Below are 17471 nucleotides of genomic sequence, written 5' to 3'. Positions count from 1 at the left end.
TACTCCCGGCGAGTGGTCCCGGCCGTGACCGCGGCTCCGGCCCCCGCCCCGAGTGCGGTCCCGGCCGTGGGCTCGGCCCAGGGCACGGCCGTGGGCCCCGCTCAGGTTCCGGCCGTCGCTCCCGTCGCGGTGAACTCCTCGTACGCCGCGACCACCTCCTTCGCCGGGCCGTCCATCCGCAGCGTGCCCGCCTCCAGCCACAGGGCCCGCTCGCAGGTCTCCGTGATGGTCGAGTTCGAGTGGCTGACCAGGAAGACCGTGCCCGCCGCCGCCCGCAGTTCGTCGATCCGCGCCTGGCTGCGGCGCCGGAAACGCGCGTCGCCGGTCGACAGCGCCTCGTCGATGAGCAGGACGTCATGGCTCTTCGCGGCGGCGATCGAGAAGCGCAGTCGCGCGCCCATCCCGGAGGAGTACGTCCGCATCGGGCGGGAGATGGCGTCGTCCTTCTCGTTGATGCCGGAGAAGTCCACGATCTCGTCGTAGCGCTCCCGGACCTCCGTACGGCTCATGCCCATCGCCAGACCGCCCAGGATCACGTTCCGCTCGCCGGTCAGATCGTTCATCAGGGCCGCGTTGACGCCGAGCAGCGAGGGCTGCCCATGGGTGTAGACCCGGCCCCGCTCGACGGGCTGGAGACCCGCGATCGCCTTCAGGAGGGTGGATTTCCCTGATCCGTTCGAACCGATCAGGCCAATCGCCTCGCCCCGGTACGCGACACAACTGACGCCCCGCACCGCGTGCACCCGGCGCCCGGCCGGAGCCGTGCCGCCGCGCCGCAGGACGCGTCCCAGCGCGGCCGTCGCGGCGCCCCGGCCGCCCGTGGGGGCGCCGTTGACGGTGTACGTGACATGGACGCCGTCGACCACCACGGTCGGGGTCCGCTCGGTCTCAGCCACGGCCGTACGTCTCCTCCGCCTTCCAGAACCACACGAAACCGCCGACGAAGGCCAGCAGGGCCCAGCCCACGGCGAGCGCCCAGACGTGCGGCGGGAGCTGCGCCGAGGTGTAGCTCCCGATCAGCGCGAAGCGCATCAGGTCGATGTAGACCGCCGCCGGGTTGCACTGGAGCGCCAGGACCACCGCCTCGGGGAACCGCCCGCCGCTCGCCAGGTTCTGGATCGACCACATGGCCCCCGAGGCGTACATCCAGGTGCGCAGCACGAACGGCATCAGCTGGCTGATGTCCGGGGTGCGCGCCGCGAGCCGGGCGAGGACGAGCGCCGCGCCGGTGTTGAACAGGGCCTGGCACAGCAGGGCGGGGACGGCGAGCAGCCAGCTCCAGGTGGGGAACTCGCCGAGGAGGCACAGGATCGCCGCCAGCGCGGTGAGCGAGAGCAGCAGCTGCTGGAGCTGCTGGAGCGCGAGCGAGATCGGCAGGCTCGCGCGCGGGAAGTGCAGGGCGCGGACCAGGCCCAGGTTGCCGCTGATGGCCCGGGTGCCGGCCAGGACCGTGTCGGAGGTGAAGGTCCACACGAAGACGCCGGTGAGCAGGAAGGGCACGTAGTCGGGGACGCCGTGCTTCGCGTTCAGCAGGACGCCGAAGATCATGTAGTAGACGGCCGCGTTGAGCAGCGGGGTCATGAGCTGCCAGACCTGGCCGAGCCGCGCCTCGCTGTAGCGGGCGGTCAGCCGGGCGGTCGCGAAGGCGGCGATGAAGTCCCGGCGGGACCAGAGCTGCCGGGCGTACGCGGGCAGCGAGGGCCGGGCGCCGCTGACGGTCAGTCCATGGCGCAGGGCCAGGGCCCGGAGGTCCTCGGGGGCGTCCTGGCGCGGGGGTGACGGGGGCGGGGCGAGGGTGATGGTCACGGGCGGGCGCTTTCGACGAAGGGTGTGGGGCATTCGTCGGCGATGGAACGGGTCCGTATCGTCGCTACGGCGAGATTAGGGCTCAGTACGTCGGAACGCAACCGTATCGTCGTCACGGGGGCGGGATCTCGCCTTCGTTAGGATGCGGTTCATGACCGATCCGACCCCCCGCCGCGCCCCCGCCGGGGCCGCCGTGCTCCGCGAGGACGTGACCGAGGCCATCCGCGCCGCCGTCTTCGAGGAACTCGCGGCCGTGGGCTTCGCACGGATGTCCATCGAGGGCATCGCGCGCCGCGCCGGAGTCGGCAAGACCGCCGTCTACCGGCGTTGGAAGTCCAAGCTCGCCCTGGTCCTCGACCTCGTCGGCGCCTTCGCCGCCCAGGGCCTGCCCGCCCCTGCCACCGGCTCCCTCGACGGGGACGTCCGGGCCCTCCTCGAAGTCGCCTCGCACGCCCTGCGGCACCCCGTCGCCTCGCAGGTCGTCCCCGATCTGCTCGTCGAGGCCGCCCGGCACCCCGAGATCGCCGAGACCGTCACCGCGACCCTGCTCGACGGGCCCCGTGGCGTCGTCACCCAGATCGTCCGCGAGGCCGTCGCCCGGGGCGAACTCCCCGAGGGCACCGACCCCGGGCGCGCCCTCGACCTGATCGTCGGCCCGCTCTACTGGCGCCTCGTCGTCGTCCGTACGCCGCTGCCGCCGGGATACGTGGAGGACCTGACGCGCTCGGCGGTGGCGGCACTCCGGGGCTGACGGAATCCGGGGACCGGGCCCTGGGGGGCGGTCGGTGCGGAGGCCCCCGACGGGCCGGGCCGGGCCGACGGCCGGAGCACCGGACGGCCGTGGAGGCGGTCCGGCCGGGTGGACCGATCACCGGGTGCGGTGCCGCCGACGCGGTGGATCAGTGATCGTCTCGTGGGCGAGCGGCCGGGCGCGGTTCTCGGCGGTCGGCCGGGGCGCGGGACGGCCCGTCATCAGCAGTCCGCCGGGGCCCGGCCAGGGGCGCGACGGCCACGGCGGCGGAGTGGGGCGTCGGCGGCGGGCGGAACGGCGCCGCGCGAGGACCGGGAGCGGTCCCGGTTCCTGAGGGCGTGCGGTTCCGGAGGGCGTACGGGCCGGTCCCCGCCGTACCCTGCCCGGGGCGGGGACCTGGCCGGGTACGGCCAGGTGACCGTTCGTCCAGGAACCGCCGAGAACGCGTGCGCAGGCCGTCCGCTCCGGCGCGCTCCCGCGCCATGAGGTGCCGGAGGGCGTACCGAGGAGCCCCCGCGCCACCGGACGGTGAGCGCCCGGGCCGGGGCCGGTCCGTCGGGCCCGGACCGCCGGGACCGGTGCCCCGGGCCGCGCTACGCGTGCGTGGCCGGGGTGAGCGGCGGCACCGGGGTCGCCTCCACCGAGCGGGCGGCCCGGTCGAGGGCGCTCGCGAGGAGGGCCAGATCCGTCGGGCCGTTGCCCAGTTCCCGCACCGGGCGCCGGGTCGGCGGGTCGCCCATCCGCTCCCACTCCAGCGGGACCACCGTCGGCCGGAGCGTCGCCGTCCGGGGGATGCGGCCCGTCACCCGGCCCGCCTGGAACGGGGTCACCCGCCCGTCGGGATGCCCCAGCCGTCCGCGCCCCGCGGCCGGTAGGTGGGGTCCCGGCGTCGCCGGGGGAGCATCGAGCACGATCCGCAGCCGGGCCCCGTGGGCCAGCTCGGTGTCGGCGGTCCTGTCCGGCCGTGCCGAGGTCGCGACCAGGTGCACACCGAGCCGCTCCCCGTTCCGCGCGACGGCTTCGAGGGCCCGTACGACGGAACCCGCGGCGGGCCGTCCGGGGGCGCCGAGCGCGGGCGCGACGAGCGCGTCGAAGTCGTCGACGAGGACGACCAGCCGGGGCAGATGACCGGACGAGCCCCTGACGGCACCGGTCTCGCCGGTGGCGGGCGCCGGAATCCGCGCGCCTTCCCCGCCACGGGAACCCCGCCCGCCCGCGTACCCGCCGTCCGAGGCCCGGGAGCCGTATCCGCCGGGGTCGCCCTCTCCGGTACGGGAGACGCGTCCGCTCCCGTACCCACTGAGGTCGCCGTCGCGGGAGCCGTACCCGCCGGGGTCGCCCTCTCCCGTGCGGGAGACGCGTCCGCTGCCGGGTCCGCCCAGGTCGGCGGCGCCGGTGCGGGAGACCCGCCCGCTCGGCTGTCCGCCGGGGTCGCCGTCGCCCGTGCGGAGCGTCCGGCTGCTCGGGCGGTCGTCCAGGAGGCCGCCGTCCCGGCGGGGCAGCCGTCCGCTCGGCGTGTCGGAGAGGAAGGATTCACCGCCCGGCCGCGCCCGTGCTCCGGGCCGCTCGTCGGCTCCCCGGCCCCCGGCCCACGGGCCCGGCCCGTCGAGGTCCCCGGTGCCGGGGTGAGGAATCCTTCCGCCGCTACGGCCACCGAGGTCCTCGGCACCCGTGCGGGTGGCGGGGCCGCTCTCTCCGGCGCGGCCCACGTGCCCGCCCCCGCGCTCGCCGTCCCCGCCGCGCGGGACCCGCCCGCTCGGCGGGGCGCCGAGGTCACCCGAGCCCGAGCCCGTGCGCGGGGCGCGCCCGTCGCCGGACCCGCCGGAACCGGGGTGGGGGAGACGTCCGCTCGCCCGGTCACCGAGGTCGCCCGCGCGGGACCCGGATCCGGCGGCGTCGCCGTTCCCGGTACGGGGAACGCGTCCGCCCGGCCGACCGGCGGGCTCGTCGTCGTTGTCGTTCGTGCGGAGGGTGCGGCTGCTGGGGCGCCCGCGCAGGTCCTCCGCGCCGGGGGAGTACGTGGTCCGGCCGCCGGGGCGCCCGCCCCGCTCCTCCGCCGGGTACGGCAGCCGCCCGCTCGTCCGGCTCTCGACGTCCCCTCCGTACGGGCCCCGGGCCCCGGTCTCGCCCCCGCGCCCGCTCCGGGGGTCCGGCGACGACTCGGTCGTGCCGTCCCCCGTCCGGAGGGTCCGTCCGGTGGTCCTGCCGTCGAGGTCGCCGGGGTAGGCCGTCCGGCCGCTCGCGCGGGGGGCGAGGTCGTCGCCCTCCGGGAGCCGGACGGTCGCGCGCGCGGCCTGCGGGAGTGACTCCGCCGCGCTCGGGCTGCGCTGGCCGATCAGCCGGTCGCCCGCGCCGGACGCCGACGCCGGACGCGGGCCCCGGCGGTCGGCGAAGTGCCCGTCGCCGAGGATCTCCGCGCGCCGCTTCAGCTCCGCGCCCAGCGCCTGCGCGAACTCCCGCATCCGCACCGGGTCCGAGGCGACCAGGTGCTCGGTGACGTGCGGCAGCTCCGTACAGACCGCGAGTCCTTCGCCGCGCTCGCCGCCCGCCCCGTCCACCAGGAGCAGCCCGATCCGGTCGGGGCGGCCACCGGCCGCGAGGGACGCGGCGACCGAACGGAGCAGCTCCGTGCGACCGCTGCCCGCCGGGCCCTCGATCAGCAGGTGCGGGCCCTCCTTGGTGAGGTCCACCGCGAGCGGTCCGCGCGGGCCCGTGCCCAGGACGGCCGTGCCGTCCCCGGCGGAGGCCCAGCGGGCCATCAGGGAGGCGGGGGTGGCGCGGGCGAGCCCCAGTTCGTCGAGGAGCCGGGACGAGGGGGGCAGCGCGGCGGCGCGGGCGCCGGGCTGTGCCGCCGCGTCCGTGCGCAGCGGGGCCAGGGCGCGGCCGAACCGGTCGGCCCAGGCGACGGAGACCGCGTCCACCACGCCCACGGTGCCGTGGCCCGCGGCGCGTCCGCCCGCCGTCCTGAGCAGGCGCAGCGCGGTGGCCACGTCACCGCTGAGGAGCACGGCGGCCCCGCACTCGCGGAACGCGAACGAACCGGCGCAGGCCGACTCGTAGGTGGCCGCCACCGGGGAGGCGGGGGAGGCGGCGGGGGCCTCGGCGAGACAGAGGAGGTGGATGCCCGCGGCGGCTCCGGCACCGGCGAGCCGGGCGACGGTCTCGCGCAGGGCCGCGGAGCCCGGGTCGCCGTCCACGACCACCACCGTGACCGGGCCTTCGTGGCGGGCGGCGGCCTCGGCGACGGCGGCGCGGTCGGCGCTGGGCCAGCCGGGGCCGAGCGGCCCGTCGTCGAGCCGCCGGGTCAGCTCCGCCGTACGGGCCTGGGCCTGCTCGCGGTCGTACGCGAGGAGCAGCCGGGCGTCCTGGCCGTGGGCGGGCCGGACGTGCGGGAGCCAGCCGAGCCAGCCCCAGGCCCGGCGCCGCTCGTCCAGCGAGCGGTTGCGGTCGGCGCTGATCAGCACGATCTCCAGATCGGCCGGGGAGTGCAGGGCGGCGAGCTGGGCGACGACGGAGCGGGCGAGCCCGGCGAGCCGGTCGGCGGGGCCCGCCAGACCGAGGGAACCGGCCTCGCGGAGCCCCACGGTGACGGGCACGCCGGAGAGTTCGGCGCGGTCGGTGGTGCCGAGCCGGACCACGAGCGCCTCGGGGTGGTGCGGGGCGCGTTCCCAGAGCCGGGGTCCCGGGCCGAGGGCGGTCAGCAGCACGGTGGCCGGGTCGGGCCAGGTGTCGGCCACCGGCGCGGGCGCGGCGGCCCGCGCGGCGGGTGCCGGCCGGGTGCCGGTGCGGGTGTCGGGCGCGGTCAGGGGGCCGTCGGCGGGCGCCGGGAGGTCCTCGCGGCCGCCGGTGAGGCGCCGGGCCCAGGCGCCGAGGCCGCGCCTGCCGCCGCCCCGGGCGGGGGGCGGCGGGGCGGCGGAGGCCGCGGGGCGGGTCCGCCGGGTCCCGCCGGACTCCTCGTCGTCGTGTCCCGGGGCGTCGCCGGGGCCGTCGTCGGGGGCTCCCGCGCGCGCGTGCCCGTGGGCGCCCTCCCCGTACGGGGTGCCGTACGGGCCGTCGTGGCGGGAGCCGTCCACCGGGCCGCCGGACAGGGCGCCGCCCGCGCCGCCGTGGGTGGTGTCGTCCACCGGGCCGCCGTGGGCGGACCCGGGCCCGCCCGCGTGGCCGGGCCGGTCGGCGCCGGACGGATCGCGGCCGGACCGGTCGCCGGGGCCGAGGGTGATCCGCAGGTGTCCCTCGCCGTCCGGGGCCGTCGCCCGGGCGTCCGTGCCGACGGGGTCGTCGCCGGGGCCGCTCAGCCGCAGGGCGGACTCGCCGAGCCGGAGCAGGGCGCCGGGGCGGAAGCGGACCGGGCGCTCGCCGACCGGGACGCCGTCGAGGGTCGTGCCGTTCGTCGAGCCCCGGTCGGCGACCGTGACGGTCCCGTCCTCGCCGACGGTGACCACACAGTGCGCGCGGGAGACGTCCGGGTCGTCGAGCGGTACGTCCGCCTCGACGGAACGGCCGATTCTGATCGGTCCCCCGTGCAGCAGATGCACTCCGCCCGCGTCCGGGCCCGCCACCACGTGCAGCCGGGCGGACGCGGGTTCGCCGACGCGCTCGTCGGGCCCGGGGACCTGGAGGGAGAGGACCGCGCCGTCCACGAGCGGGGGTTCCCCGAGCACACAGCGCCGGTTGTCGAGCCGTTCGGCGCCGGCATGGAGCACGGTGGTGCCCGAGGCGGAGGTCTCGGGGCCCGTGACGGCGGCGGCGAGCTGGGAGGCCACGGCCGCGAGCGCCGTACCGGCGGGGGCCGTGACGAGCACGTCGCAGGTGCGCCCGGCGCCATGGCCGGCGTACGGCGCGAGGACGGTCAGCCGGATCTGCATCGCCGTCAGCGGTCCCTTCTGCGCGCGATGCCGGCGGGGGAACCGCCCGGTGTCTCCCCCCACCCGGCACGGACGCGTCGCCCGGTACAGGTCGGCACGGCGCGGGGCTCCCGACCCCCTAGGTACGACGTGCTGGAGGCATCCTCGCACCTGCCGCCGACAACCCGCCCCCGGGTCGGCCAGAAGTGATCTTGAATGGTCGCCCGTGGACGTAAAAGTGCCTGATTCACCATGCCTTCGGAACGTGCCCGGCAACCCTCCCGGTCCACGGAGCGTCTTCTTCCGGACAGAAGCGCTCCGACGCGACCCCCGGAACCGGCTTGCGGACGACCGGCCGGTAGTCCGTCCGGCGGCACTAAAGTGGGTCGGACACCCGGACGGGTCACCACAGGGAACAGGGACCCCGGGAACATCTCCGGCACACCCCGGGACCACGATCAGCAGGGAGCGCGTGACGTGCGGCCTATCGGCAGCAAGTACCTGCTCGAGGAGCCGCTCGGCCGCGGCGCCACGGGTACCGTCTGGCGAGCCCGCCAGCGGGAGACGGCCGGCGCCGAGGCGGCCGTGCCCGGCCAGCCCGGCGAGACCGTCGCGATCAAGGTCCTCAAGGAGGAGCTGGCCAACGACGCGGACATCGTGATGCGCTTCCTGCGCGAGCGGTCCGTGCTGCTCCGGCTCACCCACCCGAACATCGTGCGCACCCGCGACCTGGTCGTCGAGGGCGATGTCCTCGCCCTCGTCATGGACCTCGTCGAAGGCCCCGACCTGCACCGGTACATCCGGGAGAGCGGCCCGCTCACCCCGGTCGCCGCCGCGCTCCTGACCGCCCAGATCGCCGACGCGCTCGCCGCGAGCCACGCCGACGGAGTGGTCCACCGCGACCTCAAGCCGGCCAACGTGCTGCTCGCCGAGCAGGGCGGCCAGATGCACCCGATGCTCACCGACTTCGGCATCGCGCGCCTCGCCGACTCCCCGGGTCTCACCCGCACCCATGAGTTCGTCGGCACGCCCGCGTACGTGGCGCCCGAGTCCGCCGAGGGCCGCCCGCAGACCTCCGCCGTCGACATCTACGGCGCGGGCATCCTGCTGTACGAGCTGGTCACCGGCCGCCCCCCGTTCGCGGGCGGCACCGCGCTCGAAGTCCTGCACCGGCACCTCAGCGAGGAGCCCCGCCGCCCCTCGACCGTGCCGGGACCGCTCTGGACGGTCATCGAGCGCTGCCTCAGCAAGGACCCCGACCGGCGGCCGAGCGCCGTGAACCTGGCCCGCGGGCTGCGCGCGGTCGCCGCGGGCATCGGCGTGCACGCCACCCCCGCCCAGATCGAGGCGGCCGAAGGCGTCGGCGCCCTGCTCGCCCCGGACCCGGCGCCCGCGCCCGTCCCGGAGACCCCCGGCGCCGCCGACCCCACCCAGGTGCTGCCCAGCGGCGCCGGGGCGCCCCCGCGCTTCGACCCCGCCGGCGCGACCAGCGTCATGCCGACCGGCGGCCCGGGGGGCGGTGCCGACCCGACCGCCGTCCTGCCGCCCGTACCGCCCGGCCCGCCCCAGGCGGGACAGGGCGGGCCCGAGGACCCGCACCCGTGGCAGAGCCAGCTGCGCGCGGTCCGCGACCGCAACGAGCAGACGCAGGTCCAGTACCTGGACCCGAGCGAGGACCCGCTGCGCCGTCGGCCCCAGCGCCAGCCGGGCCCCCCGCAGCCGGGCCAGTACGGCCAGCAGGGCCAGCAGGGCGGCCAGTACGGACAGCAGCAGGGCCAGCAGCCGCCGCCCGGCCCGTACGGGCAGCAGCCGCAGCACGGGCAGCACGGGCAGCAGGGCCAGCAGCACGGGCAGCAGGGCCAGCACGGCCAGCCGTCCTATCAGCCGCAGCGGCCCCCGCAGCCCCCCGCGCCCCAGCAGTACCAGCAGCGGCCTCCGCAGCAGCAGTACGCCCCGCCGCCCCCGCCCCAGCAGTACGCGCCGCCGCCGCCCCCGCAGCAGTACACCCCGCCGCAGCCGCCGCCCCAGGCGCCCGCGCCCCGCGAACCGCGCCCGCCGCGCCAGCGCGGCGCCAACCCGGTGCGCATCCCCGGCCTCGGCTGCCTCAAGGGCTGTCTGATCATGATCGTCCTGTTCGTGGTCGCGGGCTGGCTCGTCTGGGAACTGACCCCCCTCCAGGACTGGGTCGCCCAGGGCAAGGGCTACTGGGAGGCCATCGGGGACGGCATCACCTCGGTCACCGACTGGATCTCCAGCCTCGGCGACAGCACCGGCTCGACGGGCACTACCGGCGGTACGGGACAGTAAGGCTGCCGATTTATCGACTTCCGAAGGGTGATTTCCCTTCGGAAGTCGAGACGGGCGGCCGGGGACGCGTACGTTTGGCGTCAACCGCAGCCGCTGAGGGAGCAGTCTTGGCACGGAACATCGGCAGTCGCTACACCACCCACCAGATCCTCGGGCGGGGCAGCGCCGGAACGGTGTGGCTCGGCGAGGGCCCCGAGGGGCCCGTCGCCGTCAAACTCCTGCGCGAGGACCTCGCGTCCGACCAGGAACTCGTCGGACGCTTCGTCCAGGAGCGCAACGCCCTGCTCGGCCTCGACCACCCCCGTGTGGTCAAGGTCCGCGACCTCGTGGTCGACGGCAACGACCTCGCCCTCGTCATGGACCTGGTCCGCGGCACCGACCTGCGCACCCGCCTCGACCGGGAACGGCGGCTCGCCCCGGAGGCGGCCGTCGCCATCGTCGCGGACGTCGCCGACGCCCTCGCCGCCGCGCACGCCGCCGGGGTCGTCCACCGGGACGTCAAGCCCGAGAACATCCTGCTCGACATGGAGGGCCCCCTCGGCCCCGGCGGCGCCCACCCCGCCCTCCTCACCGACTTCGGCGTCGCCAAGCTCATCGACACGCCCGGCCGCACCAAGGCCACCCGGATCATCGGCACCCCCGACTACCTCGCCCCCGAGATCGTCGAGGGCCTCCCGCCGCGCGCCGCCGTCGACATCTACGCCCTGGCGACCGTCCTGTACGAGCTGCTCGCGGGCTTCACCCCGTTCGGCGGCGGCCATCCCGGCGCCGTCCTGCGCCGCCACGTCACCGAGACCGTCGTCCCGCTGCCCGGCATCCCCGAGGAGCTGTGGCAGCTGGTCGTGCAGTGCCTGGCGAAGGCCCCCGCCTCCCGGCTGCGCGCCTCCGAGCTGGCCGCCCGCCTCAAGGACGTCCTGCCGACGCTCAAGGGCATCCCGCCGCTCGACGTGGACGAACCCGGCTCCGAGCCCGCACCGGAGCCGTACGACGAGGAGGCCTACGCGACCGCCACGGCCCCCGGCGAACCCGCCCCCCGGCGCGCCGCCGTCCCGCTCGTCCCCGGCGCCTCCGCCGACTCCCACCGCGACACCCACACCTCCATGCGGGTCCCCGCCCCCGACGAACTGTCCGGCGGTCCCCTCGGCACCGCCCGCGCGCCCCGCTCCGCCGGGGCCCGGCGTCCCGGCTCGGCCCGCCACAAGGCGGGGGTGGTCCGCAAGCGCCGGATCACCCTCGCCGTCGCCGCCGTCGTGGTCGCCGGAGCCCTCGGCGTCGGCGGCTACCTGGCGGTCTCCGGGGACACCGAGGCCCCGCCGCGGGACAGCAAGCAGTCCTCCCTGCCGTAGCGGCGTCCCCGCCGGGTCCCCGCCGGTCGCGCCGGGCCGCCCCGCGGGCGCCCCCGCCGGGCCCGGCGGCCGAGGGTTCGGCTCCGGGCCCGGAGCCGTTACGCTGGGCGTGTGGCAGTCGTCGACGTATCCGAAGAGCTGAAGTCCCTCTCCTCGACCATGGGGTCGATCGAGGCCGTCCTGGACCTCGAGAAGCTGAGGGCCGACATCGCCGTGCTCGAAGAGCAGGCCGCGGCACCGTCCCTGTGGGACGACCCGGACGCGGCCCAGAAGATCACGAGCAGGCTCTCGCACCTCCAGGCCGAGGTCCGCAAGGCCGAGACCCTGCGCGGGCGCATCGACGACCTCGCGGTGCTCTTCGAGCTCGCCGAGGAGATGGACGACCCGGACACCCTCGCCGAGGCCGAGACGGAGCTGACCTCCGTCCGCAAGGCCCTCGACGAGATGGAGGTCCGCACCCTCCTCTCCGGCGAGTACGACGAGCGCGAGGCCCTGGTCAACATCCGCGCCGAGGCCGGTGGCGTCGACGCCTCCGACTTCGCCGAGCGGCTCCAGCGCATGTACCTGCGCTGGGCGGAGCGCCACGGCTACGCGACGGAGATCTACGAGACCTCGTACGCGGAAGAGGCCGGCATCAAGTCGACCACCTTCGTGGTGAAGGCCCCCTACGCCTACGGCACGCTCTCCGTCGAGCAGGGCACCCACCGCCTGGTCCGCATCTCGCCCTTCGACAACCAGGGGCGCCGCCAGACCTCCTTCGCGGGCGTCGAGATCCTCCCGGTCGTCGAGTCCTCCGACCACGTCGAGATCGACGAGTCCGAGCTGCGCGTCGACGTCTACCGCGCGTCCGGCCCCGGCGGCCAGGGCGTCAACACGACCGACTCGGCCGTGCGCATCACGCACCTCCCGACCGGCATCGTCGTCTCCTGCCAGAACGAGCGCTCGCAGATCCAGAACAAGGCCAGCGCCATGAACGTCCTCCAGGCCAAGCTGCTGGAGCGGCAGCGCCAGGAGGAGCGGGCCCGGATGGACGCGCTGAAGGACACCGGCAGCTCCTGGGGCAACCAGATGCGCTCGTACGTCCTGCACCCGTACCAGATGGTCAAGGACCTGCGCACCGAGTTCGAGGTCGGCAACCCGCAGGCCGTCCTGGACGGCGAGATCGACGGCTTCCTGGAAGCGGGCATCCGCTGGCGCAAGCAGCAGGAGAAGTAACCCGCGCGGTACTCCGCGTCCGGCCCCGCACCCTCCGGTGCGGGGCCGGTGCCGTTCCCGCACCCCTCGGCGGATTCGCTCCCGCAAGCGGAATCCAGACCGGCGGGACGCTTTGTCGACAAGGTAACTGGCCCTGCGCTCCTGGTAGTTCAGGGTTTACATCACAGTTGCATCGTCGCATGTGGGGCGGCTGGTGATCTTTCGGGCATCGCACGCGCAACGACCTTGACGCCTCATCGGAAACTCGGAAAGGTGGCCTACCGGCATGCGCACTTCCGGGGCGCGTGCGCGCGGGGGCCCGGCCCAGCAGTGAGCCGCCCCTGTCCCGTGCCCCGAGCGCTGCCCCATGACGAGATGAGCTACTGGGGGTAGCAGCCAGATGACCAAGCAGATGCGAGTCCGTATCGCACGCATCGCCGCCGGCGCGGTGATCGCGGCCGGTGCGTCGCTCACCGCGGCGGGCGCCGCACAGGCCGTGGGTGTCTTCAGCGAGTCCGACACTCCGGCCCCGACGGACACCTGCATGCCCGGCGGTGCCGGTTGCGAGACGACTCCGCCGCCCACCACCGAGCCGCCGACCACGAACCCGCCGACGGACACTCCCACCACGGACACCCCGACCACGAATCCGCCGACGGACACCCCGACCACGGACACTCCCACCACGAACCCGCCGACGGACACTCCCACCACGGACACCCCGACCACGAATCCGCCGACGGACACCCCGACCACGGACACTCCGACCACGAACCCCCCGACGGACAACCCCACCACGAACCCGCCGGTCACCACACCGCCGACCGAGCCGGGCCCCGGTGAGACCACCGAGCCCGGCCCCGGCAGCACCGGCACCCCGGACGACGGCGGTGAGCCCGGCACCTGCACCGTCGACCTCGACGGCGCCGAGTGCGTCGAGGGCGGCAGCACCGACAGTGGCAACAGCAACGTCGACACCGACGGTGCCGGTTCGCAGCCCGTGCAGCAGGGCCAGGCGAAGGAGGAGCTCGCCGAGACCGGCGCGGCCGAGACCTCGTTCCTGGTCATCGGTGCCGCGACCATGATCGCCGGAGGCATCGGCTTCCGCATGCTGCCGCGTCTCGTCGGTGGCGGTCGCGCCGCCGTCTGAACCGGCCGTGTGATCCGCGTCCGCGCATGAGGAAGGGCCGGGGAGGAATCCCCGGCCCTTCGTCGTGTCTCCGGCTCGTGCGGGCCTCGCGCCTCGGCGTCCGGCCCGGCCGACGGGCTTCCTAGACCGTGCGCACCGCGGCCAGCAGCGCGATGGCGGCCAGCAGGGCGACCGCCAGCGTCAGCAGCATCGCGGGCGAGGGACCCTGGGGGGTCAGCCGCTCCCGGTTGGCGCGGCAGACGGGGCAGCGGCCCTCGGTGACCGGGGCCGCGCAGTTGGCGCACACCAGTCGGTCGTAGGTCATACGCTCTCCTCCTCCCGCACTGGACTACACGGGGAACAACGCCCGGAGGGGTCCGGACGTTCCCCCTACCACTGTGCCAGCTCGTCGGCGTTTCGGCGCGCCCCACCGGATCGTCCCGGTCGCACCCCATGGGGCGAAAAGGATAAACGGCGCAAGCCCGGAGCGCGACTGCGCGGGCCTTCCCCGTTCGCGTAAGGTCACGCACACCTACTCCCGGCCGACCGTGGTGCATTCGTGATCCGATTCGACAATGTCTCCAAGTCCTATCCGAAGCAGAACCGCCCCGCGCTCCGGGAAGTCTCCCTGGAGATCGAGAAGGGGGAGTTCGTCTTCCTCGTCGGTTCCTCCGGCTCCGGAAAGTCGACTTTCCTCCGGCTGCTCCTGCGCGAGGAGCGCGCGAGCCAAGGCCAGGTGCACGTCCTGGGCAAGGACCTGGCCCGGCTGTCCAACTGGAAGGTGCCGCACATGCGGCGCCAGCTCGGCACCGTCTTCCAGGACTTCCGCCTGCTGCCCAACAAGACCGTCGCCCAGAACGTGGCCTTCGCCCAGGAGGTCATCGGCAAGCCGCGCGGCGAGATCCGCAAGGGCGTGCCCCAGGTGCTCGACCTGGTCGGTCTCGGCGGCAAGGAGGACCGGATGCCGGGCGAGCTGTCCGGCGGTGAGCAGCAGCGCGTCGCCATCGCCCGCGCCTTCGTCAACCGCCCGATGCTGCTGATCGCCGACGAGCCCACCGGCAACCTCGACCCGCAGACCTCCGTCGGCATCATGAAGCTGCTCGACCGCATCAACAGGACAGGGACCACCGTCGTCATGGCGACCCACGACCAGAACATCGTCGACCAGATGCGCAAGCGCGTCATCGAACTGGAGAAGGGCCGGCTCGTCCGCGACCAGGCCCGAGGCGTCTACGGGTACCAGCACTGAGCAGGTAGGGGACAGATCACCATGCGCGCTCAGTTCGTGCTCTCCGAGATCGGCGTCGGTCTCCGGCGCAATCTCACGATGACCTTCGCCGTCATCGTCTCCGTGGCCCTCTCGCTCGCCCTGTTCGGCGGTGCGCTGCTCATGCGCGAGCAGGTCAGCACGATGAAGGACTACTGGTACGACAAGGTCAACGTCTCCATCTTCCTCTGCAACAAGGCCGACGCGGCCTCGGCGGCCAAGTGCGCCAAGGGCGCGGTCACCGCACAGCAGAAGGAGCAGATCGAGGCCGACCTGAAGAAGATGGACATCGTCGAGACCGTCCAGCACGAGACGGCCGACCAGGCGTTCAAGCACTACAAGGCGCAGTACGGCGACACCGCCATCGCCTCCGTGGTGACGCCGGACCAGATGCAGGAGTCCTTCCGGGTCAAGCTGGAGGACCCGGAGAAGTACAAGGTGGTCGCCACCGCCTTCGCGGGCCGGGACGGCGTCGAGTCGGTCCAGGACCAGCGGAACATCCTGCAGAACCTCTTCGATCTGATGAACGGCATGAACATCGCCGCTCTCTGCGTCATGGGTCTGATGCTGGTCATCGCGCTGATGCTGATCGTCAACACGGTGCGCGTCTCGGCCTTCAGCCGCCGACGCGAGACCGGCATCATGCGGCTCGTCGGCGCGTCCAGCTTCTACATCCAGATGCCGTTCATCATGGAGGCGGCCTTCGCCGGACTCCTCGGTGGCGCGGTCGCCTGTGTGCTGCTGCTCGTCGGCCGGTACTTCCTCATCGACCACGGCATCGCGCTCGCCGACAAGATGCAGCTGGTCAACTTCATCGGCTGGGACGCGGTCCTCGCCAAGCTGCCCCTGGTCATCGCCATCGGCCTCCTCATGCCGGCGGTAGCGGCCTTCATCGCGCTGCGCAAGTACCTGAAGGTGTGACGGGACACCGTCGACGGTGGACGGCGTCATGGGGGCGAAGCCCCTGTGGCGCCTTTCGCTTGTCCTAGAGTGGGCGCCGTGTCGGGTGGTCGCGGCCTTCGCTGTGTCCGGCCCCGCGGAGTGGTCCGTGGGGCCGTTCTGACGTTGGTGTTCACCGGTGTCCTCGCGACCGCCGCCGCCACCGGGGCGCTGCCCCGGGAGCGGGACGGCGCGGGGGCCGTGCGGGCGGGGGAGGCCGCCGGGGGCGGCGCGACCGTCGACAGTGCCGCGCTGAGCCGGGCCGCGGCCGCCGCGATGGCCGACGGGAAGTCGGGCAAGAAGGCCGCCGAGGAGTTCGTGAGCCGCAGCGGTGACCGCTGGGGCGCGGTGTACGACAAACGGGAGTACGCCGAGTTCGAGCAGGCCCTCGACGGCGCCTACACCGGGGTGGGGCTCTCCGCCGGGCGGGCCGCCGGAGGCAGGGTCGGGGTGACCCGGGTACGGGCCGACGGGCCTGCCGAGCGGGCCGGGCTCCGGGCCGGGGACCGGATCGTCTCCGTGGACGGGCGCGCGGTCGACGGGCTCTCGGTCTCGGAGGTCGTCTCCCTGCTGCGCGGCGAGGGCGTGGCCGGTTCGCCGGTGGCGCTGCGGGTCGAGCGCGGCCGGGCCGTCTGGACGCAGACGCTGCGCCGGGCCCGGCTGGCGACGGACCCGGTCACGGTGAGCAGGCTCGACGACGGGACCCTGCTGATCCGGGTCTCGGCCTTCACCAAGGGCGCCGGTACGCGCGTGCGGGACGCGGTCCGGGCGGCCCCGGCGGGCGCGGGCGTCCTCCTGGACCTGCGGGGCAACGCGGGCGGTCTGGTGTCGGAGGCGGCGGTGGCGGCCTCGGCGTTCCTCGACGGGGGCCTGGTGGCCACGTACGACGTGGAGGGCGAGCAGCGGGCGGTGTACGCGGAGGGCGGCGGTGACACCTCACGGCCCCTGGTGGCGCTGATCGACGGCGGCACGATGAGCGCGGCGGAGCTGCTGACCGGGGCGCTCCAGGACCGGGGCCGGGCGGTGACGGTGGGTTCGCGGACCTTCGGCAAGGGGTCGGTGCAGATGCCGAGCGCGCTGCCGGACGGTTCGGTCGCCGAACTGACCGTCGGCCACTACCGCACGCCCGCCGGGCACGTGGTGGACGGGCGGGGCATCGTGCCGGACCTGGCGGCGGGGGAGCGGGCCGAGGAACGGGCCCGGACGGTATTGAGTGGCCTCGGAGGGGGCTCGTAGTGCGAAAATGACCGCACTATGGCCAAGGGACTCGTGAACGTGCAGGGCAAACCTGCGAAGAATCAGGACAAGGCGCCCGAGCGCAAGATGATCGCGCAGAACAAGAAGGCGCGCCACGACTATCACATCATCACGACCTACGAGTGCGGTCTGGTGCTCATGGGCACCGAGGTGAAGTCGCTGCGGATGGGCCGTGCCTCGCTGGCCGACGGCTTCGTGCAGATCGACAACCACGAGGCGTGGCTGCACAACATCCATGTGCCCGAGTACACACAGGGCAGCTGGACCAACCACTCGGCGAAGCGGAAGCGGAAGCTGCTGCTGCACCGGGAGGAGATCGACAAGCTGGAGTCGAAGGCGCAGGAGACCGGTCATACGATCGTGCCCCTCGCCCTGTACTTCCTGAACGGACGGGCCAAGGTCGAGATCGCGCTCGCCAAGGGCAAGAAGGAGTACGACAAGCGGCAGACGCTCCGGGAGAAGCAGGACACCCGGGAGACCAGCCGGGCCATCGCGGCGGCCAAGCGCAGGCAGCGCGCGGCCAAGGCGGGCTAGGGCGTTTTTCGGAAGTCCCGCCTGCCCGGCGACGCCTGGCACGCACGCTCCAGCGGCCCGGTCGCGCGTAATGTGCTGGCGGCGGCGCCCGTCGGTC

General features: G+C 74.6%; 13 protein-coding genes. 9 read left to right on the top strand and 4 right to left on the bottom strand.

What is annotated here, in order from left to right; all coding sequences use genetic code 11:
• Positions 1-101: 101 nt before the first annotated feature.
• Both ACIRQY_RS30370 and ACIRQY_RS30365 read right to left on the bottom strand, forming a co-directional pair.
• Positions 102-896 (bottom strand): ABC transporter ATP-binding protein, encoded by a 795-nt coding sequence (locus tag ACIRQY_RS30370; protein WP_351782959.1) that lies wholly within the window; start codon positions 894-896, stop codon positions 102-104.
• Positions 889-1839 (bottom strand): ABC transporter permease, encoded by a 951-nt coding sequence (locus ACIRQY_RS30365; RefSeq protein ID WP_403931022.1) that lies wholly within the window; start codon positions 1837-1839, stop codon positions 889-891. The genes ACIRQY_RS30370 and ACIRQY_RS30365 overlap by 8 nt, the downstream gene beginning before the upstream one ends.
• A gap of 109 nt (positions 1840-1948) precedes the next feature.
• Here ACIRQY_RS30365 and ACIRQY_RS30360 point away from each other — a divergent pair, with 109 nt between their 5' ends.
• Positions 1949-2557: a TetR/AcrR family transcriptional regulator gene (locus ACIRQY_RS30360; protein WP_384863978.1), complete on the top strand. Its 609-nt coding sequence runs from the start codon at positions 1949-1951 to the stop codon at positions 2555-2557.
• Between the two features lie 593 nt (positions 2558-3150).
• Here the strand turns inward: ACIRQY_RS30360 and ACIRQY_RS30355 are convergent.
• Positions 3151-7422, bottom strand: coding sequence for an FHA domain-containing protein (locus ACIRQY_RS30355; RefSeq protein WP_403931020.1), 4272 nt, complete (start codon positions 7420-7422; stop codon positions 3151-3153).
• Between the two features lie 456 nt (positions 7423-7878).
• Between ACIRQY_RS30355 and ACIRQY_RS30350 the strand changes: the two genes are divergently transcribed.
• From ACIRQY_RS30350 to ACIRQY_RS30335, 4 genes are all read left to right on the top strand, one after another.
• The gene (locus ACIRQY_RS30350) at positions 7879-9708 is read left to right on the top strand and encodes a serine/threonine-protein kinase (protein WP_403931018.1); all 1830 of its coding nucleotides are present in this window, start codon (positions 7879-7881) and stop codon (positions 9706-9708) included.
• Between the two features lie 107 nt (positions 9709-9815).
• On the top strand, positions 9816-11054 hold the full coding sequence (locus ACIRQY_RS30345) for a serine/threonine-protein kinase (RefSeq protein WP_403931016.1): 1239 nt from the start codon (positions 9816-9818) through the stop codon (positions 11052-11054).
• A gap of 111 nt (positions 11055-11165) precedes the next feature.
• Positions 11166-12269 carry a peptide chain release factor 2 gene (prfB, locus tag ACIRQY_RS30340; RefSeq protein WP_351782941.1) on the top strand — a complete coding sequence of 368 codons (1104 nt, stop codon included), beginning with the start codon at positions 11166-11168 and terminating at the stop codon, positions 12267-12269.
• Positions 12270-12648: 379 nt separating this feature from the next.
• Complete coding sequence (locus ACIRQY_RS30335; RefSeq protein WP_403931014.1) at positions 12649-13398, top strand: LPXTG cell wall anchor domain-containing protein; 750 nt, start codon at positions 12649-12651, stop codon at positions 13396-13398.
• Positions 13399-13519: 121 nt separating this feature from the next.
• Here ACIRQY_RS30335 and ACIRQY_RS30330 read toward each other — a convergent pair whose 3' ends face one another.
• A complete protein-coding gene (locus ACIRQY_RS30330; protein ID WP_403931012.1) occupies positions 13520-13702 on the bottom strand; it encodes a hypothetical protein in 183 nt (60 codons plus the stop codon).
• A 234-nt stretch (positions 13703-13936) separates the two neighbouring features.
• Here ACIRQY_RS30330 and ftsE point away from each other — a divergent pair, with 234 nt between their 5' ends.
• From ftsE to smpB, 4 genes are all read left to right on the top strand, one after another.
• Positions 13937-14626 carry a cell division ATP-binding protein FtsE gene (gene ftsE, locus ACIRQY_RS30325; protein ID WP_351782933.1) on the top strand — a complete coding sequence of 230 codons (690 nt, stop codon included), beginning with the start codon at positions 13937-13939 and terminating at the stop codon, positions 14624-14626.
• A 21-nt stretch (positions 14627-14647) separates the two neighbouring features.
• Complete coding sequence (ftsX, locus tag ACIRQY_RS30320) at positions 14648-15565, top strand: permease-like cell division protein FtsX (RefSeq protein ID WP_351782930.1); 918 nt, start codon at positions 14648-14650, stop codon at positions 15563-15565.
• 78 nt (positions 15566-15643) lie between these two features.
• Complete coding sequence (locus ACIRQY_RS30315; protein ID WP_403931009.1) at positions 15644-16819, top strand: S41 family peptidase; 1176 nt, start codon at positions 15644-15646, stop codon at positions 16817-16819.
• An 18-nt stretch (positions 16820-16837) separates the two neighbouring features.
• Entirely contained in the window at positions 16838-17374 is a 537-nt protein-coding gene (smpB, locus tag ACIRQY_RS30310) for an SsrA-binding protein SmpB (protein ID WP_351782924.1), read from the top strand.
• The last annotated feature ends 97 nt before the right edge of the window (positions 17375-17471 follow it).

This window comes from Streptomyces sp. NPDC101490, assembly GCF_044767145.1.
Lineage (GTDB): Bacteria > Actinomycetota > Actinomycetes > Streptomycetales > Streptomycetaceae > Streptomyces.
Note: the sequence above shows the minus strand (reverse complement) of the source record. Positions and strands in the feature narration are given on the sequence as shown.